Annotated in this window: 20 protein-coding genes, 1 other RNA gene and 1 pseudogene; 10 read left to right on the forward strand and 12 right to left on the reverse strand. The window is 65.8% G+C overall.

What is annotated here, in order from left to right:
* Nucleotides 1–231: 231 nt before the first annotated feature.
* From J7396_RS17795 to J7396_RS17805, 3 genes are all read right to left on the reverse strand, one after another.
* Entirely contained in the window at nt 232–1,668 is a 1,437-nt protein-coding gene (locus J7396_RS17795) for a UdgX family uracil-DNA binding protein (protein ID WP_209261822.1), read from the reverse strand.
* Nucleotides 1,669–1,928: 260 nt separating this feature from the next.
* Nucleotides 1,929–3,173, reverse strand: coding sequence for a putative DNA modification/repair radical SAM protein (locus J7396_RS17800; protein WP_008573323.1), 1,245 nt, complete (start codon nt 3,171–3,173; stop codon nt 1,929–1,931).
* Nucleotides 3,174–3,379: 206 nt separating this feature from the next.
* On the reverse strand, nt 3,380–4,228 hold the full coding sequence (locus J7396_RS17805; protein ID WP_208596945.1) for a class III extradiol ring-cleavage dioxygenase: 849 nt from the start codon (nt 4,226–4,228) through the stop codon (nt 3,380–3,382).
* A 385-nt stretch (nt 4,229–4,613) separates the two neighbouring features.
* Here J7396_RS17805 and J7396_RS17810 point away from each other — a divergent pair, with 385 nt between their 5' ends.
* The 3 genes from J7396_RS17810 to J7396_RS17820 all read left to right on the forward strand — a co-directional run bounded on the left by J7396_RS17810 (nt 4,614) and on the right by J7396_RS17820 (nt 7,440).
* Nucleotides 4,614–5,510, forward strand: a complete 897-nt coding sequence (locus tag J7396_RS17810; RefSeq protein WP_209261823.1) for a LysR family transcriptional regulator — start codon at nt 4,614–4,616, stop codon at nt 5,508–5,510.
* Nucleotides 5,511–5,736: 226 nt separating this feature from the next.
* A complete protein-coding gene (locus J7396_RS17815) occupies nt 5,737–6,306 on the forward strand; it encodes a flavodoxin family protein (RefSeq protein WP_127167855.1) in 570 nt (189 codons plus the stop codon).
* A 138-nt stretch (nt 6,307–6,444) separates the two neighbouring features.
* A complete protein-coding gene (locus tag J7396_RS17820; RefSeq protein WP_057680894.1) occupies nt 6,445–7,440 on the forward strand; it encodes an aldo/keto reductase in 996 nt (331 codons plus the stop codon).
* Nucleotides 7,441–7,462: 22 nt separating this feature from the next.
* Here the strand turns inward: J7396_RS17820 and J7396_RS17825 are convergent.
* Nucleotides 7,463–7,537: non-coding RNA, sX9 sRNA (locus J7396_RS17825), on the reverse strand.
* Between the two features lie 282 nt (nt 7,538–7,819).
* Here J7396_RS17825 and J7396_RS17830 point away from each other — a divergent pair.
* Complete coding sequence (locus J7396_RS17830) at nt 7,820–8,515, forward strand: glycosyltransferase (protein WP_008573318.1); 696 nt, start codon at nt 7,820–7,822, stop codon at nt 8,513–8,515.
* A 149-nt stretch (nt 8,516–8,664) separates the two neighbouring features.
* The gene (locus tag J7396_RS17835; protein WP_057680893.1) at nt 8,665–10,734 is read left to right on the forward strand and encodes a M13 family metallopeptidase; all 2,070 of its coding nucleotides are present in this window, start codon (nt 8,665–8,667) and stop codon (nt 10,732–10,734) included.
* 203 nt (nt 10,735–10,937) lie between these two features.
* Here the strand turns inward: J7396_RS17835 and J7396_RS17840 are convergent, their stop codons facing one another.
* Nucleotides 10,938–11,864, reverse strand: a complete 927-nt coding sequence (locus J7396_RS17840; RefSeq protein ID WP_029820372.1) for an oxygenase MpaB family protein — start codon at nt 11,862–11,864, stop codon at nt 10,938–10,940.
* Between the two features lie 547 nt (nt 11,865–12,411).
* On the opposite strand from J7396_RS17840, the gene J7396_RS17845 reads away from it, so the two are divergent.
* Complete coding sequence (locus J7396_RS17845; protein WP_007972961.1) at nt 12,412–13,011, forward strand: hypothetical protein; 600 nt, start codon at nt 12,412–12,414, stop codon at nt 13,009–13,011.
* 176 nt (nt 13,012–13,187) lie between these two features.
* Here J7396_RS17845 and J7396_RS17850 read toward each other — a convergent pair whose 3' ends face one another.
* From J7396_RS17850 to J7396_RS17865, 4 genes are all read right to left on the reverse strand, one after another.
* Nucleotides 13,188–14,783, reverse strand: coding sequence for an APC family permease (locus J7396_RS17850; RefSeq protein ID WP_011348704.1), 1,596 nt, complete (start codon nt 14,781–14,783; stop codon nt 13,188–13,190).
* Nucleotides 14,784–15,104: 321 nt separating this feature from the next.
* Nucleotides 15,105–15,476 carry a hypothetical protein gene (locus tag J7396_RS17855; RefSeq protein WP_122272287.1) on the reverse strand — a complete coding sequence of 124 codons (372 nt, stop codon included), beginning with the start codon at nt 15,474–15,476 and terminating at the stop codon, nt 15,105–15,107.
* 167 nt (nt 15,477–15,643) lie between these two features.
* A complete protein-coding gene (locus J7396_RS17860; RefSeq protein WP_011348706.1) occupies nt 15,644–16,420 on the reverse strand; it encodes a LytTR family DNA-binding domain-containing protein in 777 nt (258 codons plus the stop codon).
* Nucleotides 16,417–17,724 (reverse strand): histidine kinase, encoded by a 1,308-nt coding sequence (locus tag J7396_RS17865; RefSeq protein ID WP_029820374.1) that lies wholly within the window; start codon nt 17,722–17,724, stop codon nt 16,417–16,419. The genes J7396_RS17860 and J7396_RS17865 overlap by 4 nt, the downstream gene beginning before the upstream one ends.
* A 310-nt stretch (nt 17,725–18,034) precedes the next feature.
* Between J7396_RS17865 and J7396_RS17870 the strand changes: the two genes are divergently transcribed.
* On the forward strand, nt 18,035–19,249 hold the full coding sequence (locus tag J7396_RS17870; protein ID WP_209261824.1) for an FAD-dependent oxidoreductase: 1,215 nt from the start codon (nt 18,035–18,037) through the stop codon (nt 19,247–19,249).
* A gap of 308 nt (nt 19,250–19,557) precedes the next feature.
* On the opposite strand, the gene J7396_RS17875 is transcribed toward J7396_RS17870, so the two are convergent.
* Entirely contained in the window at nt 19,558–19,752 is a 195-nt protein-coding gene (locus J7396_RS17875; protein ID WP_008577726.1) for a hypothetical protein, read from the reverse strand.
* Nucleotides 19,753–20,232: 480 nt separating this feature from the next.
* Between J7396_RS17875 and J7396_RS17880 the strand changes: the two genes are divergently transcribed.
* The 3 genes from J7396_RS17880 to J7396_RS17890 all read left to right on the forward strand — a co-directional run bounded on the left by J7396_RS17880 (nt 20,233) and on the right by J7396_RS17890 (nt 22,195).
* Nucleotides 20,233–20,739, forward strand: coding sequence for a ferritin-like domain-containing protein (locus J7396_RS17880; protein ID WP_008577724.1), 507 nt, complete (start codon nt 20,233–20,235; stop codon nt 20,737–20,739).
* Between the two features lie 135 nt (nt 20,740–20,874).
* Nucleotides 20,875–21,774 carry a manganese catalase family protein gene (locus J7396_RS17885; protein WP_008577723.1) on the forward strand — a complete coding sequence of 300 codons (900 nt, stop codon included), beginning with the start codon at nt 20,875–20,877 and terminating at the stop codon, nt 21,772–21,774.
* Nucleotides 21,775–21,856: 82 nt separating this feature from the next.
* Nucleotides 21,857–22,195, forward strand: a complete 339-nt coding sequence (locus tag J7396_RS17890; RefSeq protein ID WP_209261825.1) for a hypothetical protein — start codon at nt 21,857–21,859, stop codon at nt 22,193–22,195.
* 140 nt (nt 22,196–22,335) lie between these two features.
* Here J7396_RS17890 and J7396_RS17895 read toward each other — a convergent pair whose 3' ends face one another.
* Nucleotides 22,336–22,908, reverse strand: coding sequence for a hypothetical protein (locus J7396_RS17895; RefSeq protein WP_209261851.1), 573 nt, complete (start codon nt 22,906–22,908; stop codon nt 22,336–22,338).
* A gap of 33 nt (nt 22,909–22,941) precedes the next feature.
* Nucleotides 22,942–23,127: pseudogene (locus tag J7396_RS22800) on the reverse strand (hypothetical protein); the annotation flags it as partial.
* Nucleotides 23,128–23,329 lie beyond the last annotated feature (202 nt).

The following is a 23,329-nucleotide window of genomic DNA, read 5'->3' on the forward strand; positions in this document are numbered from 1 at the left end:
CACCGATCGACGGTGGAGGGCAGTGGATCTGCGAACGTCCTACCGAAGGCAGGTCTTCGTTCAACATGCTGTGCGTCGCGCGAGCCAGCCTCCAGCGACCGCAATCAAACTGTCAAGCGGCGGTGATGGAGTGACCGGCGTGCCGGTGGCTCCGCTTGGTGTCCTGATTCTCCGACACCGTGCGCGTGCCCTTGCACGCGTATTTTTTTGCCCGTGCGACGCGCGGTTTCCCTATCTCGACTGATCGCTGGACGGCGGCGGTGGATCCAGCAATCGACGGAGATCTTCGACAAATCCGCGATACCCTTCTTCGCGCGCATCGGTCGATGGCTGGCGCAACACCCAGGACGGATGCACCGTGGTCAACACCGGCGTGCCGTCGTCCAGGCGGTGCCATTGCCCGCGCTCGCGCATCAATCGGAAGCTGCTTCCCAACACCGCTTGCGCCGCAGTCGCGCCCAGGCAGACGATCTGGGCCGGACGCAATTGCGCCCGTTCGGCCTGCAACCACCCGCTACAGGCCTGTACATGGGTGCGCTCCGGATTGCGATGCAGCCGCCGTTTGCCGCGCTGCTCGAAACGGAAATGCTTGACCGCATTGGTGACGTAAAACTTCTCGCGGTCCACACCCAGCTCGCCCAACGCCATGTTGAACAGGCGCCCGGCAGGCCCGACAAACGGACGACCGCTCAAGTCCTCTTCATCGCCAGGCTGCTCGCCGATCACCATCACCGACGCATCGTCGGGTCCTTCGCCGAACACTGTTTGCGTTGCTGGTTGCCACAGCTCGCAACGCCGGCAATCGCGTGCGGCAGTGCGCAACTGGGCCAGGCTTTGGGTGACCACGTCCGGCAGTGGCGCAGGCGCCGCCGGCACCCGTCGCCGTACCGGCTCGGGCGCGCGCTCGGCCATCTCGCGCACGCGCACGCCGGCTTCGCGGATCAGCTCCGGCAACAGCGTGGCTTCGGGCAGGTTCTTCCAATATTTCTGCGGCATTTCCTGCCGCATCATGGTCGGGTTGAGCCGCGCCGGGTTGAAGATGTGCGCGTAGTACGTGCGCCAGAGCGTCTCCTGCGCATCGTCGGCCGGGACCTGGGTGCGCACCGCGCCTTCGCCAAAGGCCAACGCCTGCCCATCCCAACGCACGCTGCGGTACGGGGTCAGGATCGCCCAGCGCATGCCGGCAAACCGGCGCGCAAAAAACGGCGCCACGCGATCCACGATCCAGTGCTCGGGCTCGAACCAGGACACGAAGTCTTCTTCTTCCCCGGGCAGGCGGCGAAAGCGCACGAAGGCCTTCATCTTGTGCGTATCGCGCTGCACCGCTTTTTGCCACTGCCGTAGCCGGTGCACATCCACATCGGTGGCGCGCTCCAGCAAGGCTTTTTCTCCAGAGGCAACGCGCCACAGCAAGCGATACAACACGGCATGCCGTTGCGGGTCGCGGTGACACAGCACCGAGGCCGCCAGCTGCATGAAATCCGCAGAGACCCGTGGTGGTGGCACCACAGCCGGCAAGGCCAACAGGCCCTGCCCCATCAACAAGCCGCCCTGCGCCCCGCCATTCCAGGCCACATCGTCCGGCTCCACCTGCGCGCACCAGCCCGCCCGCGCCAACGCGCGCCACGCCTCAAAGCTCCACGGCGGCTCCACCTCAGCGCTGAACATCGCTCACACCGCACTCCCCAGAGACTAACGCCACCATCAACACCAAGACCCTATCGCCGCTGCTATTGCTATTGCCGTGGCCGTGGCCGTGGCCGTGGCCGTGGCCGTGGATCTTGCTTCACCCCGTCGCCTTAAAGCGAGCCGAGCACCGCAGTCATGCGTGGCCGAAGCGGCGCCCTTGTTTGAGCGTAGCGAGTTTGGGCGCCGTGCCGCGCGTGGCGAGGAGCGCAGGGGACCGGTGCGGCCTTATCGCAGAGGCACTAATCAAACAACCCCGCCTGCCTAGGCGCAGGTGCCAATTGCGCCCGCAACCGCACAGGATCATCCAAGCGTTGACGCGGATGATGATCCAGCACACTCACAAACGGCAGCAACTTCTTCATTGGCACGCGCAGCCGTGCCAGATCCCCAACCCGCAAGCGCGCATGCCGCCGCGACAACAACAGACGCTCCACGTTGCGCGTGCCCAGGCCAGGTACGCGCAGCAGCATTTCGCGCGGTGCCGCATTCAGATCCACCGGAAACCGCTCGGGATTGCGCAATGCCCAGGCCAGCTTGGGGTCCACGTCCAGGTCGAGCATGCCGCTGGACTGCGCCGGCGCAATGTCTTCCACGCTGAACTCGTAGAAACGCAGCAACCAGTCGGCCTGGTACAGCCGGTGCTCGCGCTGCAGGGGCGGCGCCTGCAACGGCAGCTTGGACGAGGCGTCCGGGATGGGGCTGAAGGCCGAGTAATACACCCGGCGCATGCGGTAATTGCCGTAGAGGTTGTGGCTGGTGTCCAGAATGCTGCGGTCGTTGGCATTGTCGGCGCCGACGATCATCTGCGTGCTCTGCCCGGCCGGTGCAAAGCGTGGCGGCTTGGCGCGGCGCACCGTTTCGGCCTTGCGTTCGAGCTGGTTTTCTTCGATGCGCCAGCGCAACTCGCCCATCGCCGAGCGAATGCCGCCCACGCTTTTTTCCGGCGCCAGCAGCGTCAGGCCCTGTTCGGTGGGCAACTCCACATTGATGCTCAAGCGATCGGCATAGCGTCCGGCCGCTGCCAGCAACTCCGGGGCCGCATCCGGGATGGTCTTGAGATGGATGTAACCGGCGAAATGGTGCACCTCGCGCAGCTGCCGCGCCACTTCCACCAGTTGCTCCATGGTGTAGTCGGAGTTGCGGATGATGCCGCTGGAGAGAAACAAGCCTTCGATGTAGTTGCGCTTGTAGAAATCCAGCGTGAGCGTGACCACTTCCTCCGGCGTGAAGCGCGCACGGCGCACATTGCTGGACACGCGATTGACGCAGTACGCGCAGTCGAAGATGCAAAAATTGGTCAGCAGGATCTTCAACAGCGACACGCATCTGCCATCGGGCGTGTACGAGTGGCAGATGCCCATGCCCTCGGTGCTGCCGATGCCGCCGGTGCCCAGCGAGTTGCGCTTGTTGGCGCCACTGGAAGCACAGGAGGCATCGTATTTGGCGGCGTCGGCGAGGACGGCGAGCTTGTCGAGGATTTTCACGCGGGCAGCATGCAGCGGTGGCGTCTCAGCCTATGAGACTCGCATGCACCCGATCGTGAATGCTTCAGAGCGCTGCGGGTTGGCGCGATCCGGCGCTCGCAACTGCATGCGTCCCCGCCCTTGCCGACCGTGCGATTGCACCATCCCGATCGGCATTGCAGCACTTGGCGCAAACATGCCGATGCGCCCACGTCCGCACCCCGGCGCTATGCCGCGATCGGCTCCGCCGCCGCTGCAGGGCCATCGAAGCGATACAGATCCATGGCCATCAAACCCGCATCGATGCCGGCGTCGATGCGCTGCGCACCAAGCCGGTCATCGCCGGCCGCCCCCATCGCCACGTACAGCGGCAGCCAGTGCTCGTCGCTGGGATGCGCGCGTGCGGCATGCGGCGCCTGGCGGCGGTAGTCCAGCAGCGCGGGGATGTCGTTGTCCAGCAGCTTGCGTTCGGTCCATTCGATGAAGGGCCGCACGTACGGCGCTTGCCGCTCGGCGCTGTAGCCGTGGCGCAAGTCGTGCAGGTTATGGGTGATGCTGCCTGAGCCGACCACCAGCACGCCGTCATCGCGCAATGGCGCCAGCGCACGCCCCAACGCGAACTGGTGCGCCGGTCCCAGCTCGGGCTGGATCGATAGCGACACCACCGGGATGTCGGCGTCCGGATACAGCAGGCGCAGCGGCACCCAGACGCCGTGATCGAAGCCGCGCTGCGGGTCCAGCTGCGGATGCAGGCCGGCCTGTTCCAGCCGGCGCACGATCTGCTGCGCCAATGCCGGCTCGCCGGGCGCCGGATAGTCCAGCGCATACAACGGCGCCGGGAAGCCGCCAAAGTCGTGAATGGTCGGCGGCCGCAGCGCACCGCTGACCAGCGGGCGACGGCCCAGCCAGTGCGCGCTCGCCACCACGATGGCACGCGGCCGCGGCAACGCGTGCCGCAGGTCGGCCAGGCGCTCGCCGACCTGCCCCGGCTGCAGCGCAGTCATCGGCGAGCCGTGCGAGATGTACAGGGAAGGCAAGCGGGTCATGGACAGCTCCTTGATCGATGAAAACAGCATCGGCGCGACGGCCTCATGGCGAATGCGCCTGGTCGGGCAAGGCCCGGGCGATCACCGACTCCGCCCATGACGCCAGGTCCCCGGTCGCCGCCCGGGTTTCGGGCGCCAGCCACGGTGACAAGCGTGTCTGTCGGCGGCGGCAAGCCCACAAGCGCCAGGCAGCGGGCGCAAGCCGGCCGGAGCGCACGCCATCACGCAGGTCATGCCGGGCACCGCAAACGCACACGCTGATGCAGACAGCCGTGCCGATGGGGACGCGAAGATGCAAGGCCAGCCGTCATGGCGGACTCCAGTAGGCACCACACCAGCCTATTCGTTACAGAATTCTGATAAATACAGTTACTTCAGATAAATTATTTCACTTGAGGTAACAATCGGACCCGCCATGGATACCCTCGATGCGATGCGCGTGTTCGCCGCGGTGGCCGAGCGCAACGGCTTCAGCGCCGCCGCCGATGCATTGGACCGCTCCACTGCCAGCGTCACCCGCCAGGTCGCCGCGCTTGAACAGCGGCTCGACACCCGCCTGCTCAACCGCACCACCCGCCGGGTCAGCCTGACCAGTGCCGGCAGCGCCTACTACCAGCGCTGCCGGCAGCTGCTGGCCGATCTGGACGACCTGGAGGCCACCATCGGCGCGCAAGCGCTGGAGCCAGCCGGCGTACTGCGGGTGAACGCGCCGGTGAGCTATGGCATCGAGCGCCTGGGCGCATTGCTGCCGGGCTTTCGTGCACGCTACCCGCAGGTGGAACTGGACCTGTCGCTGTCCGACCGCCTGGTGGACATGGTCGAAGAAGGCTTCGACGTCGCCATCCGCATCACCCGCCAGCCGGCGCCGATGTTGATCGCCCGGCAGTTGGGCAAGGTCCGCATCCTGGCATGTGCATCGCCGGCCTATCTGGCGCGTGCCGGAACACCCCGGCACCCATCCGATCTGGCCGGCCACGAATGCCTGCTCTACCACTACTCCCCCAGCGGCGACGAGGTGCGCTTTCAGGGCCCGGAGGGCGATATCGACGTGCGCCTGCGCGGCGGCCTGCGCGCCAACAACGGGCATGTGCTGAACGCTGCCGCGCTGGCCGGGCAAGGCATCGTGATGCAGCCGGATTTCCTGGCCGAGCCGCACCTCGCCGCAGGGCGGCTGGTGCGCATCCTTCCGGACTACGCACTGGACGAAATCGGCATCTTTGCGGTGTACACCAGCCGCAGCCACCTGGCACCGAAGGTGCGCAGCTTCATCGATTACCTGATCGAATGCATGGCCGAGCCCGGACCTGGTTGAGCCAGCGGCGACGCCAAGAAACAGGTCGCTGATCCGGCACGTGAGCCAATGCGGCCGGGATGTGGGATCGGGGAACTGGGCGCGCAAGCACGCGACATTTCGACAAACGCATCCCGGTTCACCCGCGGCGGCAAACGACCGCGGCAACAGTTCGTCCCGTGCGTGGTCATTCTGCTGTCGCGACCGGTGTGCGCACAATCCGGCTCCCCGTTCAACAGGAGTGCCCATGAGCAAGATCGCCATCGTGTATTTCAGCGGCTACGGCCACACCGTCAAGCAGGCCGAAGCCGTGCACGCGGGCGCGGCCAGCGTTGGTGAGGCCACGCTGTACCGCATCGACCAGGACGGCAACCTGCCCGACGACGCGTGGGATGCCATCAGTGCCGCCGACGCCATCATCTACGGCAGCCCCACCTACATGGGCGGCCCGGCGTGGCAGTTCAAGAAATTTGCCGATGCCAGCTCCAAACCGTGGTTTGCGCAGGCCTGGAAGGACAAGGTCGCTGCCGGCTTCACCAATTCGGCATCGGCCAACGGCGACAAGGCCGCCACCATCCAGTACTTGTGGACGCTGTCGCAACAGCATGGCCAGATCTGGGTGGGCACCGGGCTGCCGCCGGCCAACACCAAGGCGCATGGGCCGCAGGACGTGAACTGGACTGGCGGCTGGGGCGGTGCACTGGCGATCTCGCCATCGGACGCGTCGCCGGACGAAGCGCCGCGTCGCGGCGACCTGGAAACGGCCAAGCTGTTCGGCAAGCGCGTGGCCGAAGTGGCCGCCAAGCTCAAGGGCTGATTGCACACCGCGCCGGCCCGCGCAGATCGCAGCTTGGCCTGCCGATCTGCGCGGGCCGTGCGTTAGCGCGTGGGCCACATCGCGCTAACGCCTTTCACGCCATTGTCTCCCGACCTTTTTGCTGCACGGAGTCCCCCCATGCAAACCCGCACGCTTGGCCGTTCCGGCCCCACCGTTTCGGCCCTGGGCCTTGGCTGCATGGGGATGAGCGCGTTCTATGGCGACCGCAGCGACGAGGCCGCCTCGATCGCGGTGATCCACCGCGCGCTCGATCGTGGCATCAGCTTGCTCGACACCGCCGACATGTACGGCCCGCACACCAATGAAGTGCTGGTCGGCAAGGCGATTGCCTCGCGCCGGCATGAAGTGTTTCTGGCCACCAAATTCGGCATCAAGCTCGACCCCAACGACCCGTCGGTGCGCGGCATCGATGGCAGCCCGGCGTATGTGCAGTCCGCGTGCGAAGCCAGCCTGCGTCGGCTGGGCGTGGAGCATATCGACCTGTACTACCAACACCGCGTCGACCCCAACGTGCCCATCGAAGACACCGTAGGCGCGATGGCGCGCCTGGTCGAACAGGGCAAGGTGCGCTTTCTCGGTTTATCGGAAGCGGCCGCAGCCACCATTCGCCGTGCGCACGCGGTGCACCCCATCACTGCGGTGCAGACCGAATATTCGCTGTGGTCGCGCGAGCCGGAAGACAACGGCGTATTCGCCGCGGTGCGCGAACTCGGCATCGGGTTCGTGCCGTACTCGCCGCTGGGGCGCGGTTTTTTGACCGGCGCGTTTTCGTCGCCGGACGATTTCGATGCCGACGATTACCGCCGCCATTCGCCGCGTTTTCAAGGCGAAAACTTCACCCGCAACCTGCAACTGGTGGAGCAGGTCAGGGCCATTGCTGCCGACAAGGGCATCACACCGGGGCAACTGGCACTGGCCTGGGTGCTGGCGCAAGGCCAGGACCTGGTTCCGATCCCGGGCACCAAGCGGTTGGCCTATCTGGAAGAAAACATCGCTGCGCTGGATGTGGCCCTGATGCCGGACGAACTGGCCCGCATCGATGCCATCTTCCCGCCGCAAGCTGCGGCTGGCACGCGCTACCCGGAAGCGATGATGGGCGCGGTCAACCGCTGAGCCGTGCTGCGTGGCCTAGGTTGGCTGACACGCAGCGGCGGCTGCCAGGTGGCTGCGGACGGCGCGCTTGGAACCGGCGTGTACGAACGTGGCACATGCCGATTCCGGGCACGGCCGCGCCCGCATGACGGTGAGCGCAATCGCCTTGCGGTGTGCTGCGTGTCTTTGCTGGACACAGCCAGCGCTGCGGCACTGCGCTAGCGCCGGTGGAGCTTGCCGCGCGCCACTGCTGCCATCCAACTGTCACACCGCAATCGATAGATGCGTGTGTGTTTCGCAGCGCTCGTCGATCGCGCGTACTGGATGCTGACCGCCCCTGCTCACACTCCCGCTTCGCAGCCCCTTGCACACTGGCTGCAGTTCACACGCCTATTGCCCCATGCTGTCGTTCGTGATTCCCGCCCATGACGAGGCTGCCCTGATCGGCGACACGCTGCAGTGCCTGCATGCCTGCGCGCAGGCCATGCAGCTGGACTATGAAGTGATCGTGGTGGCCGATGCCTGCGAAGACGCCACGGCAGCCATCGCACGCAGCCATGGCGCGCAGGTGCTGGAGGTGCAGTTGCGCCACATCGCCGCCACGCGTAATGCCGGCGCACAGGCCGCACGAGGCGAGCGCCTGTTGTTTCTGGATGCCGACACACTGATCAACCCGCACGTCGTTGGCGCAGCACTGGCTGCGCTCGATGCCGGCGCGGTAGGCGGTGGGGCGCAGGTGCATCTGCAGGGCAAGCGGGTGTGGTCCGAGCGCATGGCGCAGGCGGTGTTTGGCTGGTTTTTCCGTGTTTCCGGCATTGCGCCCGGGTGCTTTCTGTTTTGCACGCGGGTGGCCTTCGTCAGTGCAGGGGGCTTCAACACGCGCTACTACGCCGGTGAAGACGTGGCACTGAGCCGCGCCCTGGCGCGCTGCGGACGCTTTGTGATCTTGCGCCAGACCGTGCACACCTCCGACCGCAAGCTGCGCAGCTTTTCCAAGCGCGAGCACCTGAGCCTGCTGTTGCGGTTTCTGTGGCGCGGGCGGCGCATGCTGCAGACCCGCGACGCGCTCGGCTTCTGGTATCAACGCCGGCGCTGAACCGAGCGTGTCCGCATCACCGCGATCCGCGGCGAAGCCTACGCTGGAACCGGCACCCGGCACTGCAGGCCACTACACTGTGCTGTCCGTTTTGGTTATACGAGCTGCGCCGCATGGCTTCTTTGCATCGCCCCGTCCTCATCGCCGCCATGTCTGCCGCGCTGCTGACCAACGCCGCATGCCACCGCGATGGCGCGACACCGGTCGCGAGCACGCACCCAACGCCGCCCCCTAGCAAGCCCAAGCTCGGCGATTTCGGCTTCGATGCGGCCGGTATGGATCGCAGCGTGGCGCCGGGCGACGACTTCTTCGATTACGCCAGCGGCAACTGGGTCAAGCGCACGCAGATCCCGGAAGATCGCGCCAGCTTCAACAGTTTCGTTTCCATCGCCATCGAGACCGAGCGGCATAGTCGCGACATCATCGAAGGCGCTGCCGCCAACGACCGCGTCACCGGCGAAGACAAGCAGATCGGCGACTACTACGCCGCCTACATGGACGAAGCCAGCATCGAGGCCAAGGGCGTGCGCCCGGTGCAACCGGAACTGGAAGCGATCGCCCAGCTCGACGACAAGCAGGCCCTGGCGCGCACCTTGGGCGGCCAGCTGCGTGCCGATGTCGATCTGCTCAACGCCACCAATTTCCATACCGACCGGCTGTTCGGCCTGTGGGTGTCGCAGGACCTGCATCATCCGGGCCGCTACGTGCCCTATCTGGTGCAAGGCGGCCTGGGCATGCCCGAGCGCAGTTTCTACCTGGACGGCGGGCGTATGGCGCAGCTGCGCGAAGCCTACCGCGCGCACATCGTCACCTTGCTGGAGCTGGCCGGCATCGACGATGCGCCCGCCAGGGCCGAGCGCATCCTGGCGCTGGAAATCGCCATGGCACGCGTGCACGCGACTCCCGAGCAGACCAACAACGTGCAGGCCGGCGCCAATGCCTGGAAGCAGTCCGATTTCGCGCGCAATGCGCCCGGCCTGGACTGGGCGGTGTTCTTCGAGGCAGCCGGCCTCAACGCACAACAGGATTTCATCGTATGGCAGCCGCGCGCGGTGAGTGGGTTGTCGGCGTTGGTGCAGTCCGAGCCGCTGCAGACCTGGAAGGATTACCTGAGCTTCCGCGCGCTGGATCGCGCCTCGCCCTACCTGTCCAAGGCCTTCGCCGACGAGCGCTTCGCGTTTTACGGCACCACGCTGGAAGGTACCCCGCAGCAGCGCCAGCGCTGGAAACGCGGCATCGACGCGACCAACGCCGCATTGGGCGAAGCGGTCGGCAAGCGCTACGTGCAGAAGTACGTCAGCGCGCAGACCAAGACGCGTGCCGAAGAGATGGTGAAGAACATCATCACCGCGTTCGGCAAACGCATCGACGCACTGGAGTGGATGAGCGCCGAAACCAAACAGCATGCCAAGGCGAAAATCGCCGGCCTGACGGTGGCGGTCGGCTACCCGGACACCTGGCGCGACTACAGCGGGCTGGACGTGCGCCGCGATGATGCGCTCGGCAACGTGCAACGCGCCGAGGTCTTCGAATACCGCCGCAACCTGGCCAAGCTGGGCAAGGCAGTCGATCATCGCGAGTGGTACATGCTGCCGCAGGAGGTCAACGCGCTGAACGTACCACTGGAAAACCGCCTGATCTTCCCGGCGGCGATCCTGCAACCGCCGTTCTTCGATCCCGCCGCCGACGATGCGGTGAACTATGGCGCGATCGGCGCGGTGATCGGCCACGAGATCAGCCACAGCTTCGACAACATGGGCGCGCTGTTCGACGAACACGGGGAGCTGCATAACTGGTGGACACCGCAAGACCTGAAAAAATTCGAGAGCGCCGGCAATGCCCTGGCCGCGCAGTTCAGCGCCTACCAACCGTTCGACGACTTGTCGGTCAACGGCAAGCTGACGCTGGGCGAAAACATCGCCGACGTTGCAGGCCTGGCCACTGCATACGACGCCTACCAGCTGTCGCTGCAGGGCAAGCAGCCCCGGACCCTGGACGGTTTCAGCCCGGATCAGCGCTTTTTCCTTGGCTTTGCGCAGGCCTGGCGCGGCAAGTATCGCGACGCGGCACTGCGCAATGCGCTGCTCACCGATGTGCATGCACCCGGCCGCTTCCGCGCGCAAACCGTGCGTAACCTGGATGCCTGGTACCCGGCCTTCGATGTGACACAGGGTCAGCAGCTGTATCTGGCGCCGGAGCAGCGGGTCAGGATCTGGTAGGTGCTGGTCGAGGTCGATGCAGCGCCAATGGAGCTGGTGTCTGCGGCATTGTTTGTCGTGGCGCGCGGCAGTGCCATGCCGGGGGATGGCGAAGTGCGTGAGTACCCACGTCGTGGTTGCCGTCGAAAAAGCGGCACGACCAGCGATTGCCTATCGCGCCACCAGCGCACCTCAGAACACCCGCTCCGCCCGGCCCACCGCCGTTACACGCTGTCAGGCCACTCCAGCAACATCGCCGGCGGCAATTGCATGCGCCTGCATGCGCGCGCAGACAGTCCGTCGCGCAAGGCCGTGCGGAACAGCGGCGACAGGCTGCGCAGCAACCGTGCCGATGCGCGCGCCTGCGCGCGTTGGGTGGCGGTGCGGCCGAGCATGTCGCTGGCCCAGCCGGGCAACAGGGCCGTGCCGGCGCCGAGAAATACCCCCCGCGACAGACCCGCGGCGGGCACCGGCAGCTGGATGCTGGTGAGGATGTCGAGCACCTCGCGCGAGCGCGCGTCCATGCGTAACTCTCCCAGCACCGATGCGAAATACGCATCCACCTGCGCCTCGCTGGCCGGCACATCGGCTGCGCCCAACGCCTCGGCCACGCGTCGCGCTTCGTCGTAGTAGCGGTCGGCGATGGCAGCAGGCACCTGGCGGCAATAACGCCGGCATCCCTGCAAGAACCCATAGGCCTCGGTCACATGCACCCAAGTGAGCAACTGCGGGTCGTTGGCCTCGTAAGGCACACCGTCGGCAGTGTGGCCGCGAATCTGCGAGTGGATCTTGCGCACGCGCGCAATCAGCTGTTCGGCTTCCGCGGCTGGCGCGTAAGTGGTGCCGGCGACGAAGTTGGTGGTGCGCCGCAGCCGCCCGATCAAATCGGTGCGGAAGTTGGAATGGTCGTAGACCCCGGCCAGCGCGCGCGGATGCAACAACTGCAACATCAATGCGCACAGGCCGCCGGACAGCATGCCCGGAAATTCGGAGTGGATGCGCCAGGTGATGCTGTCGGGCCCGAAGATGCCGGGATCGCCCAGCGGCTGATCGTATTCGATGGTGCTCTGACCACGCGGAAACGCGTCGAGCACCCAGCGATGGATCTGTTTGGCGGCGGGGGCAGTGAGAGTGCGCAGGACGGCTGACATGCGGCAATGATACGCAGCTCATCTGCAACACCAGGTCAGCGTAGCGCTGACCAGCATTCGTTCGGCACGTCAGCGCGGCGGTGGCGACCAGATGCTGACGGGCATCGTGAGCGCGCGGCCGGAAGAACGCGACCTGGCACCTGGGTGGGGTACTGCCCATCCGGGCGATCAGGCCCGCTGAGCTTTCTACCAACGGGCCCGGCGTCGCCGAACGCCCTTCCAGCATGTCCGGCAAGCCGGCTTGCCTGTCCTTGGAACCCGGCAATTGCCGCAGCGCCGAGTGTGCAGTGCAGCAAGATCGAAGGCGCCGCGCAGGCACGCGGCGGCGGCATGACCGCAAATCCGCCTGAATTCAGCAATTTGTGCGCGTCCGCGCAGAATTGCGCGGCCAGCGCTTCGTTTGAGGCATTGCCATGCACAGCGAAAGTGCTAGAACTAAGGCCGTCCGTCGACGCACTGCTTCGCCAGCACGTTGAGGACGCTCCAGGGCACCGGCCGCGGCCAGTGCAGCAAGTCGTTCGTACCAGCCATCCGTCAGGAGCTTGTCATGATCGCTTTGTTCCAGGGTTTAGGCCTGCTATTGCAGGACAACGCACTCCATCGGCTCCCCTTCGACGAGCAGGTGGCTCACTGGCGCGACAAGACCGACGCGCAGCTCGACGAAGAGCTCTCGCTGCTCAAGGTGGCCAAAAAGCAGTGGGTGATCGCCTCGATCATCGGCTGGCAGGCGATCTCGCTGATATTGTTGGGCGTGATCACGCACCAGCTGTGGCAGAACGACTACCACCTGACCTTCAGCCGGGTGGTGATCATCTTCACCTCGTGGGCGTCGATCCTGTTCGTGATGTGGTACATCGCCGACCTGTTCGACCACAGCGCCGGTTTCGAACGCTGGCTACGCGCCTTCAACAGCCGCGCGCGGGTGACGCCGGACGCCGACTCGGTCGAATGCGTTGCCGACGCGCTGGACATGACGCGCCGCTACCCGGAGGTGCTGCGCTACAAGCAGGAGGTCACGTCCAAGCGCGAGTTGCGCCACGAAGACATCGTCAACATGCGCGAAATGGGCCGGCTACGCCGCTATACCGAACTGCTGCGCGACCTCGACCGCTTCGATGGCGCGCCACGGCTGGTGGTCAATTCCTGACCAGGCCCCCCGTGGCGATGCAGCGACGCGTTGACCGAGAAACACGCTACCTGCAGCAATGATTCGGCTGCAAACAGGAACGGCCGGTGCGCACTGCGCCGGCCGTTCTTGTTTATTCCCAGCGGTGACCGCCAGCCGGTTGCCGGGAGTCGGCGCCGGCTAGCGCCTGTGAGCATTCACGCCTGCGCAACCGCCTTCTCCACCGAGGGAGTCCGCCAGCCGCTGCGCACGCCCCAGACGTAGAACACCGCGCCCACGACTGCGACCACGACCAGATCGGTGCCGTAGCTGAGGTAGCCATGTCCACCGAAATCGGTGCTGCCGGCCCACGAGACCAGTGCAATGGTGGGCAGGTAGCAGATCATCCAGGCCGCACCCTTGAGGTTGCGGCGCAGATCCGGCCAGCCTTGCTTGGCCTGGTAATAGCAGTACACCGGCAGCGCCACGACCATCAGCAGGATGATCTCGCCGGTCAGCGGCCAGCGTGCCCAATACAGCAGTTCGGTGGCCATCACGAAGGCCACGCCGGCCAGCACCGGCAGTGCGGCGATACGCAGCGGGCGGTGCAGTTCCGGCGCGTGCCGGCGTAGCGCCATCGCGCTGATCGGGCCGGTGAGGTAGGAAATGATGGTGGCCACCGAGATCACGGCCGCCAGCGTGCCCCAGCCGCGGAAAAAGAACAGGAACACGAACGACACGGCCAGGTTGAAGAACATCGCCATGCGCGGCACGCCCCAGACCGGGTGCAGCTTGCCCAGCACGGCCGGCATGGTGCCGTTCTTTTCCATGCCGTAGACCATGCGTGCAGTGGTCGCGGTATAGGTGATGCCGGTGCCGCTGGGGCTGACGAACGCATCGATGTAGAGCAGCATCGCCAGCCAATGCAGGTTGACGATGATGGCCAGCTCGGCGAACGGCGAGCGGAAATCGATACCGTGCCAGCCGGCCTTGGCCAGCAGATCCGGCGGCACGGCGCCGATGTAGGCCACCTGCAGGATCACGTACACCACCGTGGCCAGCGCGATCGAACCCAGCACCGCGAACGGAATGCTGCGGCCGGGGTTACGCGCCTCGCCAGCCAGATTCACCGGGCTCTGGAAGCCGTTGAAGCTGAAGACGATGCCGGCGGTGGCCACCGCCGTGAGCACCGCAGCCAGGTCGAGCACATGCGAATCGCCGTGGATGCCGACGCTGAAGTTTTCGCTATGGAAGCCGCTGGCGATCAGCGCCACGCCAGTGGCGGCAGGCACCACCAGCTTGAACACGGTGATCAGCGTATTGGAGCGTGCGAACAGCTTGACGCTCCAGAAATTCAGAAAGAAATACACCAGCACCAGCACCGCGGAAATCAGCAGGCCGGGCACAGAGAGCTCGCCTGCCCCACCAGGCGCCTGCACATACAAGCCCTGCGCCCAGGCCCATGGCCAGGACGCCATGTACTGCACCGAGGCCTCGGCCTCGACCGGGATCACCGAGACGATGGCGATCCAGTTGGCCCAGCCGGCAATGAAACCCACCAGCGAGCCGTGCGAATAATGGCTGTAGCGCACCATGCCGCCGGATTCGGGGAACATGGCGCCCAGCTCGGCATACGACAGCGCGATGGTGGTGATGATCGCCGCGCCCAGCACCCAGGCCCAGATCGCGCCGGGGCCGGCCAGGCCGGCCGCGCGCCAGGCGCCGAACAGCCAACCAGAGCCAATGATCGAGCCCAGGCCGGTGAGCATGAGGGCGAAGGGGCCAACGTCGCGGCGTAGCGAGTGTTCGGACATGAGGAGCCTGGCAGTGAGGACGCCGTGAACCGGCAACAAGCCGGTAATGATCGCAGAAGCGACCGCTTGCCGTCAGTGCGTATTCAGGCACGACCGGGGCGTCGCTGCCGACATCCTGCCGATCCGGCAGTGCGCGGCAGATCCACGCACGCCAGGGCTCGTTGTCTGCAGCAGCGACCAGCAGTGCCTGCACAGCCGCCAGGCTGGCCCCGCCGGTGCCCGGAACCCGCAGGCACCCGCGATGGGCACTAAGGCTTCTGCGCGTGGCCTACGCACACGCACGCACGCCCAACCACAGCTCGGTGCGTGCGTGCGCCTTCCTCAGCCGCGGCAATCGGCCTGCGGTGCGGTGGTCTCCACGCAGGTGTGCGCCTGGCCGGGAACGCCGCGCACTTCGCGCACCTGCCCTGGCACCAGCACAAAGCTGTCCAAGGTCTTGCGGGCACACGTCGGTGCGCTTGCGCCATCACCGCTGCCGCGAGCGCCGCACTGCTCCTCAAAGATCAGGTAGTAGCAATGGCCGGTATCGCTGGCCAGGCAATGCACGCTGGTACTGCTCGCGGTGATCAGCGTCTTGCTGAAGATCACATCGTGGCCATCGCGGGTGGCACGGGTGATCGAGGTGGTGCCATTGCGTTCATGGCAGCCGGCCAGGGCAAGCAGGCAATACACCAGGGAGGCGATCAGGCGCATGGAGACAGTCCTTTCAGTCGATGCAAACGGGGGAATCAAAGCAGGCTGCAGCGCGTCAGGCAGCGGTTGTCGGTCATCGGAACGCTGTGGCACTCACGCGCATACGTAGGTTCCATGCGCGCTGTCGCATCCATCCGGGACTACGCCAGATGTCTTGCAGGTCGCACTTACATGCCGCGGAACAGGCTCATGAACGGCTGGCTGACGGTCAGCGTTTCGCTGCGGCCGCGCAGCGCCAGCCGGCCCTTGCCGGTGTCCTCGCGCACCACCGAGGCAACTGCCTTCATGTTGACGATGGTCGAGCGGTGGATCTGTTTGAACACCTGCGGGTCCAGCACATCCAGCAGTTCGCGCAATGGCGTGCGCAACACCGCGTCGCCGGCCGCAGTCATCACCGTGGTGTACTTCTGATCGGCCTGGAAATACGCCACCTCGTCCAGCGCGATCAAGCGCGTCTCGCGCCCGCTGCTGGCGGTCAGCCAGGCGAGCGGCGGCGTGTGGCTGGCAGCGGCCGGGCGCGCGGACAGACGCTGCAGCAAAGCCTCCAGCAGCGCGCCATCCGGCTGGCCGGCAGTAGCGCGTTGTTGCACGCGCTGCCAGGTGGCCTGCAGCCGCTCGCGGCCGATGGGCTTGAGCAGGTAATCCACCGCGCCGTGTTCGAACGCATCGATGGCGTACTGGTCGTAGGCGGTGACGAACACCACCTGGCTGCGCGGGCTGACCTCGCGCATCGCACGCGCCACCTCGATGCCGGTGAGGCCGGGCATGCGGATATCCAGAAACACCACCTCCGGTTGCTGCGCGGCGATGGTCTCCAACGCGCTGGCACCGTCCTCGCAGTCGCCCACGATCTGCAACTGCGGGCACACCTCGGCCAGCAGCGTCAGCAACGACTGCCGCAGCAAGGCCTCGTCTTCGGCCACCACGGCGCGCAGCGCGCTCATGCCCGCACCTGTGCGGCGTGTGCGGCCTGTGCGCCCGCAACGGGCAACGGTGGCGGCGGCGGTGGCGCGGCACCCAACTGCGTCGGCAGCGGCAGGCTCAAGGTGGCCGCCACCCCGCTGGGGAAGTTGGACACGATGGCAAAGCTCGCCTTGTCGGCATAAATCAGCTTCAGCCGCTCGCGCAGGTTCTTCAAGCCAATGCCGGTGCCGTGGCTGTGCGTGTTGAAGCCCTGGCCGTCGTCGGCCACGGTGAGCGTGACATGGTCATCGTGGCGACGCGCCAGGATCCACACGGTGCCGCCACCGGGCTTGGCTTCCAGCCCGTGCTTGATGGCGTTTTCCACCAAGGTCTGCAACATCATCGACGGTAGCGGCAACGCACGCAGTTCGTAGGGCACTTCCACCTGCAGTGCCAGCCGCGTGCCCATGCGGATGCGCAGGATCTCCAGATACGCCTGGGTGCGTTCGAGTTCCTCGCCCAGGGTGGCGATGGCACCGTCGGCGCTGGGCAGCGAGCTGCGCAGGTACTGGATCAGATGGCCGATCATGATCTCGGCGCGCGGCGGGTCGGTGCGCGCCAGCACCTGCGCGCTGGCCAGCGTGTTGTAAAGAAAGTGGGGCTCGACCTGGGCGTGCAGCAGATTCAGGCGCGCCACGGCCAGTTCCTTTTCCATGACCGATTGCTCGGCGGCGGCCTGTTCGTCACGACGTTGCTCACCGACCCGGCGCACCACCGCGCGATTGATCGCCTCGGCGTTTTCGTAGTTGCTGCCTTCGTCCACCGCGAACAGATCCACCCAGGCGCCAGCGTCGGGCTCGCACAACACGGTGACGCTGCTGGTGCCCTGCCCCGGCGCGATCGTCGCCAGGATCTGGTTGTGGGTGATGGCAAAGCGCGCGAACAGGTTCCAGCGCGAGGGCTGGCGACCTGCGTACGGGTCGATGCGGCGCACCTTGGCGCGAATCAGCAGGCTGCCCGGCGCGCATTCGATGTCCTGCACACGCGGTAGCGCACGCACCGCCTCTTCCATCACCGCGAAGCTGGCCTGCACATCCAGCGGTACTTCGATCTGGCGGCGCTGGCGGGTGGACAAGGTGGTGTGGTCCAGCCGATCGGCGATCAGGCGCACGCGCCGCACATGGGTGACCGAACTCATCAACGCCAGCGTCAGCAAGACCATGCAGGCCAGCGCGAAGATCGGGCCGATGGAGCCGAACAACTGCGTCCACATGATCCCTGCCACCACCAACGCGGCGGCCCAGGCGAACACGATGCGCACGATCAGGAAGACACTGGCAGACACGGGTGGGCAGCTCGTTGGGATGGGACGGGAGCGAGCATAGCCGGCGCGCGCCACTGCGAAAGCCCCGGGCGACGAATGGCCGCCAGCGCGGCATCAAACGTCAGGATTGCGGTGCGAAACCCTGGTGCCGGGCCATGGCCGCGGCAGATGCGCGCGCTATGCTGGATGCACGCTTGCGCTGCGCATGCCGCGCTCGGTTGCTGCCACGCGGCAGACAGCATCTGAAGATGGCCTCGGCATGCCTCCGCGCAGGCGTGGGGAGCCGCATCATGGCGACCCCATCACCCACCACACCTTGTAAGGGAGTTGCATGCACCGTCGTCATTTTCTACGCAGCGCCGGTGTTGCGCTGGCGGCCGCCTCCACCGCGAGCTGGGCAGCAACGAACAAGGCGCTCGCCGTCCCGCCCGCCACCCAGCCGGTCGCGCTGCCGGGTGGTCTGCCTGCGCCGTTCGCGGCTGCCCCGCCATTGGCGCCGATGCGCGCCTCGGTCGATCGCATCATCGCCATCAACGGGTGCACGCGTCCGTTCCGCGCGCAGGGGCCGCGGATCGAAGCCGAGCGCATCGGCCGCAAGACGGTGGTGCACAACTATGGACATGGCGGCAGCGGGTGGTCGCTCTCGTGGGGTGCCGCCGAACAGGCATTACGGTTGGTGCGTGCCGCCGACCCGGCCGCGCGCACGCTGGCGGTGATCGGCTGCGGCGCGATCGGCTTGACCACTGCCCTGGTGGCGCAACGCGCCGGCCTGCGTGTGCGCATCTACGCGCGCGAGCGCCTGCCGGATGTGCGCTCGTTCTATGCCACCGGCGTGTGGTCGCCGGATTCGCGCGTGTGCACCAGCGACCACGCCACTGCCGACTTCAAGAGGCGCTGGGAAGAAATGGCGCGCACGTCGTTTCGCCGCTACCAGACCTTGCTGGGCCTGCCCGGCGAGCCGATTGAATGGCGCGATGGCTACGTGCTCTCGGACGTGCCCTTCGATCAACCTGTCGCCTCTGCCGAAGCGCATGAGCCGGACTATCCGCCGCTGGAGCGCGAACTGCTCGATGATCTGGGCCCGCGCTCGCAGCCGGTGGCGCCCGGTGATCATCCATTTCCGGTGGCGTTCGTGCGCCGCTACAGCCAGCTCACCTTCAACCTCAGCGCGTATGCGCGCTTGTTGATGGATGACTTCCTGCAGGCAGGCGGCGAGCTCTACACGCGCGAGTTCGAGCATCCGCGCCAATTCGGCGATCTGCGCGAGAAGATCCTGATCAACGCCACCGGTTACGGGGCGCGCGCCTTGCTGGGCGACGACAGCGTGATTCCGGTGCGCGGCCAGACCGCACGCCTGATCCCGCAGCCGGAAGTCACCTATGGCCTGGTCTGGCGCGGCCACAATCTCAACGTCGTGCCGCGACGCGACGGGTTGTTGGTGCAGGCGCAAGGCGCACACGACTTCAATAACGCAGACGCCATGCCCGACCGCGCCGCAACGGAAGCGGCGGTGCGCGAACTGGCGCGGCTGTTTGCCACACGCTGAGCGACGCGAGCGCGGTGGTGGCCTGCGTGCATTGCAGAGCGCATCGGTGCTGGCAATGACATGCAAAGTCCTCTACCGGACGCCAGCATTGCAGGTGGTCGTGCCGAACCAGCAGTGCACTTGTTGGTCGTTGGAAGGTCGAGCCACGCCAAGCGCAGCGTCGACAACCATCAAGCACGCCTCAGGTCGGCATGGACGGCGCAGGCGAACCGCGGGGGACGCGCGACCGCACGGTCACCAGCCGCAGCCGCCAGGCAGTGCGCGCAGTTGTTCCATTCGCGCTTCACACGCTGCTCGGCACCGCCACGCTAACGATCTTCAAGCGAAGCCTGCAATGCACTGGCCAGCGCAGCGTCGCCGCTGACCAGTTCTTCCCAGCGCAAGGTCACGCCTTTGCGCCTGCCTTTCTCGACCAATTTCAAACCTTGCGGATCGATGATCAAGGTATATGCCTGATCGCCGATCTGCAGTTCGCGACGTAAGGGTTTGTCCAGCGGCGTCATCGCACGGTCTCGCAAAAGGTTCGATCGTCGTTGTACCGCATCGACGTGGATCGATGCTGGAGTGCAGCGATGCGCAAGCCTAGCCGCATCGGCGCCGAGCTGATGGCCATAGCAGGCGCGTCATTGCACCCCTTCATTGCAGGCGCAGCGAGCGCGGCCTGCACCACAGCACAGGTCGCCATCGCATCGGGATCACCGTTTCCACCAATCCCGCTAACACTCGCAGGGCTAGCGTAGCGACCACGCGGTACTGCCTGGAGATCGACGCGATGACCACGGTGTACTTCGAAGAACGTCAGGTGAAGTGCGCACGACCCTGCGCTGCAGGCGAGTGACACGCACCACGACGATTTCGGAGTTGTCGCACGTGCTGCATCGGCACGCTTGTTCGCAGGCGTGCAACGCGAGCTCATCAAGGCATCGCCACCAACATGGCCAACCGCAGCAACCCATCCTCTGACCAACCCCAAGGAGCCACACATGGCGATCAAGACTGTCGAAGAACTTTTCATCCACGAACTGTCGGACATCTACAGCGCCGAGAAGCAGCTGACCAAGTCGCTGCCGCGTCTTGCGCGCGCGGCCACCGAGCCGAAACTCAAGCAGGCCTTTGAAACCCACCTGGAAGAGACCCAGGGCCAGATCGAACGCATCGATCAGGTCGTGGAGACACTGGGCATCAAGCTCAAGCGCATCAAGTGCGCTGCGATGGAAGGCCTGGTCGAAGAAAGCCGCGAGGTCATCGACGAAATCGAGGCCGGCCCGGTGCGCGACGCTGCACTGATCGGCGGCGCGCAGAAGGTGGAGCATTACGAAATCGCCTCGTACGGCACCATTGCCGCCATGGCCAAGCAACTGGGTTATGCCGATGCATTGCCGCTGCTGCTGGCCACGCTGGAAGAAGAAAAGGCCACCGACGAAAAGCTGACCCTGCTCGCCGAGCAAGGCGGCAACCAGAAGGCATCCAAGGCCAGCAAGGCCGCCTGAGTCACCGCGCAGGACGGCACTGCCGTCCTGCGTTGCTTGCATCCCTGCGGGCATCCCCCCGAAGCCAAAGCCCCACGTTTCTGCCCGCTCGCTGAGTGGTCGTAGTTGCCGGGCGTCAGCCATGGAGCACCACCCATGTTCATGCACAACAAGCGTTTGATGTACACCGTCCGCGTCGCCCAGCCCAATCCGGATCTGGCCACGCTGATGTTGGAACAGTTCGGCGGACCGCAGGGCGAACTCGCCGCTGCAATGCGCTATTTCACCCAGGCACTGGGCGAAGACGATCCGGGCCGCAAGGACCTGCTGTTCGACATCGCCACCGAAGAGATCAGCCACCTGGAGATCATCGGCTCGATCATCGCCATGCTCAACAAGGGGCCCAAGGCGGTGCTCTCCGAGGGCATGGAAGAGGCCATGGACATGCGCAACATGACCCAGAACAGCACCAGCCATACCCAGCAGATTCTGTATGGCGGTGGCCCGGCCCTGGTCAATTCCAGCGGCGTGCCGTGGACGGCGGCGTATGTCGACAGCATCGGTTGCCCCACGGCCGACATGCGCTCCAATATCGCGGCCGAAGCGCGTGCCAAGCTGGTGTATGAGCGCCTGATCAACGTCACCGACGATCCGGGGATCGTGGATGCGCTGCGTTTCCTGATGACGCGCGAAGTGGCGCATCAGAAGTCGTTCGAAAAGGCCTTGTACTCGATCGAGCCGAATTTCCCGCCGGGTAAGCTGCCGGGCGATCCGCGCTTCACCGACAAGTACTACAACACCTCCCAGGGCGAGGGCGACATGATCGGTCCGTGGAATGCCGGCGAGCAGTGGGAAGTGGTGGCCGACCGCGAGGCGCAGGCCGCCGTGGATGGTGGCGACGGCTCTGCCACGGTCGCGCTGGATGCCACGCAAACCGCGGCACTGGATGCCATGTCCGAGCGGCTGCTCTCCAATCCCGAGCTGGACCGCGTGACCGGCGCTGACCTGGGTGCGGGCCCGGGCGCCGGTTCCACCACCGGCGATATCCAGCGTTAGACCTGATGGGTGCAGCTGCACCCATCACCAGCCCGGAGCCAGTACGCTCCGGGCTTTTTCATTGCACTGCACAGGAGTTGCCATGAACGAAAAATCCACGCTCGACACACACGACGAACGCCAATCGGCCTATCGCGGGAACGGTACCGACGCATCGGTGGATGGCCAGGGCCGCAACGATCCATCGGCTGTCCAGACCCGCGATGCACTGCCGCCGCGTGACGACGCGCCGGAAGCGTTGCATCAACGCGGTCATGGCCGCGGCGGCACCTTGGGCGAAGGCGAACCCGACGGCCACCCGGAACGTGACGGCAGCACGCAACCCAACTTCGGCCAGAGCGGCACTTACGGCAAGCAGCAACACATCGACGCGCAGCAACGCGCCCTGGACGACAGCGCCGAGGAAGCAGAAGACAACTGATCGATTGCGAGCCTGCCGTCGGTGGGTTGACCTGTTCGCGGCGCGATCGTTGGCAGGCAGCGATCAGGATCGACCCACACTACCGAAACGATGAAGGGGCCCGCTGGGCCCCTTCTTTGTGGGCTGCATGGCGCACGCGCTTATGCTCGCGCAATCGGTGCCGGGGCCCCTTCGCTCGCCCACTCCGGGCGTACGCCTGCCGCAGCGGCGCAGCGTTCCAGCCGCCAGGGCGTGAGATGGCGCATGGCTTCGGCGCCGCCCATGTGCAGCCACTTGCTCAGGTCCGCGTCGATACACAGCGGCCGGTAGGTGGGCATGCTCGCCGATGAGGCGACGAGCAGCGAGAATCCCATCTGCAGGCGTCCGCCGATGTCCATCACGTTGCGCAATCCGGCGGCATACACCGCGCTGCCATCCTGGCTCAACCAGGTCGCGGCGGTGGTGCCATCGGCCGATGCAGTGCAGACGAAACCGCATAGCGCAATGGCGCAGCGTTGGGTTTCCCAGATGGCCAGATCCACGCCGCCCAATCCGCCGGGCTCCTGCAAATGGATCGAACGCTGCTGCCCCGGTGCGCGGCGGCCGAAGGTCGCGCGCTCCTCGCGTTTGCCGCCACGGTCGGCGACGAAGATGTCGGCATCGGCGCCCACCCCGACTTCGACCCATGCGTTGCTCGCCATGCGGGCGGACAACTGAAGAATGCGCGTAATCATGCCTACTCCACTATGTGCATCTCGATGACATAGGTGGTTACGCACAATGCGCGCCAACTTTCTGACGTTCGCAAAAGTCGGTGCTGCAAGCGTTTGACGCGGCTTCAGTTGCGCAACATGCACTACGAAAGCCGAATCGGTCGCAGGTTCTGCACCATCGCGCAGTATTTGCCGTTGGCTGCGCGTGTACAGCGCGCGGCAACGCCGTTGGATGCAGATGCACGTGCAGCAGCGTTTGCTGTCAACCGCACATGTGCACTGCACGGGCGTCTTGCGTGCAGCACAGCGCTCTTTCACTGGCGGTTTCGATGGTCGCGCACGTCTTCATCGTCGCGAGGGCGCGTGCCCGGCACTCAGACCTGCGCATTGCAGCGTGGGCAGGCGATGCATGTGCATCCGCTGCTCACCCCAGCGGCCATGT

This window comes from Xanthomonas sp. A1809 (assembly GCF_017746015.1).
Classification (GTDB): domain Bacteria; phylum Pseudomonadota; class Gammaproteobacteria; order Xanthomonadales; family Xanthomonadaceae; genus Xanthomonas; species Xanthomonas euvesicatoria.

Bases quoted from the DNA above. Each gene is read 5' to 3' on its own strand.
- J7396_RS17795 (WP_209261822.1), bottom strand. From the start codon at position 1,668: ATGTTCAGCGCTGAGGTGGAGCCGCCGTGGAGCTTTGAGGCGTGGCGC.
- J7396_RS17805 (WP_208596945.1), bottom strand. From the start codon at position 4,228: ATGCTGTTTTCATCGATCAAGGAGCTGTCCATGACCCGCTTGCCTTCC.
- J7396_RS17810 (WP_209261823.1), top strand. From the start codon at position 4,614: ATGGATACCCTCGATGCGATGCGCGTGTTCGCCGCGGTGGCCGAGCGC.
- J7396_RS17815 (WP_127167855.1), top strand. From the start codon at position 5,737: ATGAGCAAGATCGCCATCGTGTATTTCAGCGGCTACGGCCACACCGTC.
- J7396_RS17820 (WP_057680894.1), top strand. From the start codon at position 6,445: ATGCAAACCCGCACGCTTGGCCGTTCCGGCCCCACCGTTTCGGCCCTG.
- J7396_RS17830 (WP_008573318.1), top strand. From the start codon at position 7,820: ATGCTGTCGTTCGTGATTCCCGCCCATGACGAGGCTGCCCTGATCGGC.
- J7396_RS17835 (WP_057680893.1), top strand. From the start codon at position 8,665: ATGTCTGCCGCGCTGCTGACCAACGCCGCATGCCACCGCGATGGCGCG.
- J7396_RS17840 (WP_029820372.1), bottom strand. From the start codon at position 11,864: ATGTCAGCCGTCCTGCGCACTCTCACTGCCCCCGCCGCCAAACAGATC.
- J7396_RS17845 (WP_007972961.1), top strand. From the start codon at position 12,412: ATGATCGCTTTGTTCCAGGGTTTAGGCCTGCTATTGCAGGACAACGCA.
- J7396_RS17850 (WP_011348704.1), bottom strand. From the start codon at position 14,783: ATGTCCGAACACTCGCTACGCCGCGACGTTGGCCCCTTCGCCCTCATG.
- J7396_RS17855 (WP_122272287.1), bottom strand. From the start codon at position 15,476: ATGCGCCTGATCGCCTCCCTGGTGTATTGCCTGCTTGCCCTGGCCGGC.
- J7396_RS17860 (WP_011348706.1), bottom strand. From the start codon at position 16,420: ATGAGCGCGCTGCGCGCCGTGGTGGCCGAAGACGAGGCCTTGCTGCGG.
- J7396_RS17870 (WP_209261824.1), top strand. From the start codon at position 18,035: ATGCACCGTCGTCATTTTCTACGCAGCGCCGGTGTTGCGCTGGCGGCC.
- J7396_RS17875 (WP_008577726.1), bottom strand. From the start codon at position 19,752: ATGACGCCGCTGGACAAACCCTTACGTCGCGAACTGCAGATCGGCGAT.
- J7396_RS17880 (WP_008577724.1), top strand. From the start codon at position 20,233: ATGGCGATCAAGACTGTCGAAGAACTTTTCATCCACGAACTGTCGGAC.
- J7396_RS17885 (WP_008577723.1), top strand. From the start codon at position 20,875: ATGTTCATGCACAACAAGCGTTTGATGTACACCGTCCGCGTCGCCCAG.
- J7396_RS17890 (WP_209261825.1), top strand. From the start codon at position 21,857: ATGAACGAAAAATCCACGCTCGACACACACGACGAACGCCAATCGGCC.
- J7396_RS17895 (WP_209261851.1), bottom strand. From the start codon at position 22,908: ATGATTACGCGCATTCTTCAGTTGTCCGCCCGCATGGCGAGCAACGCA.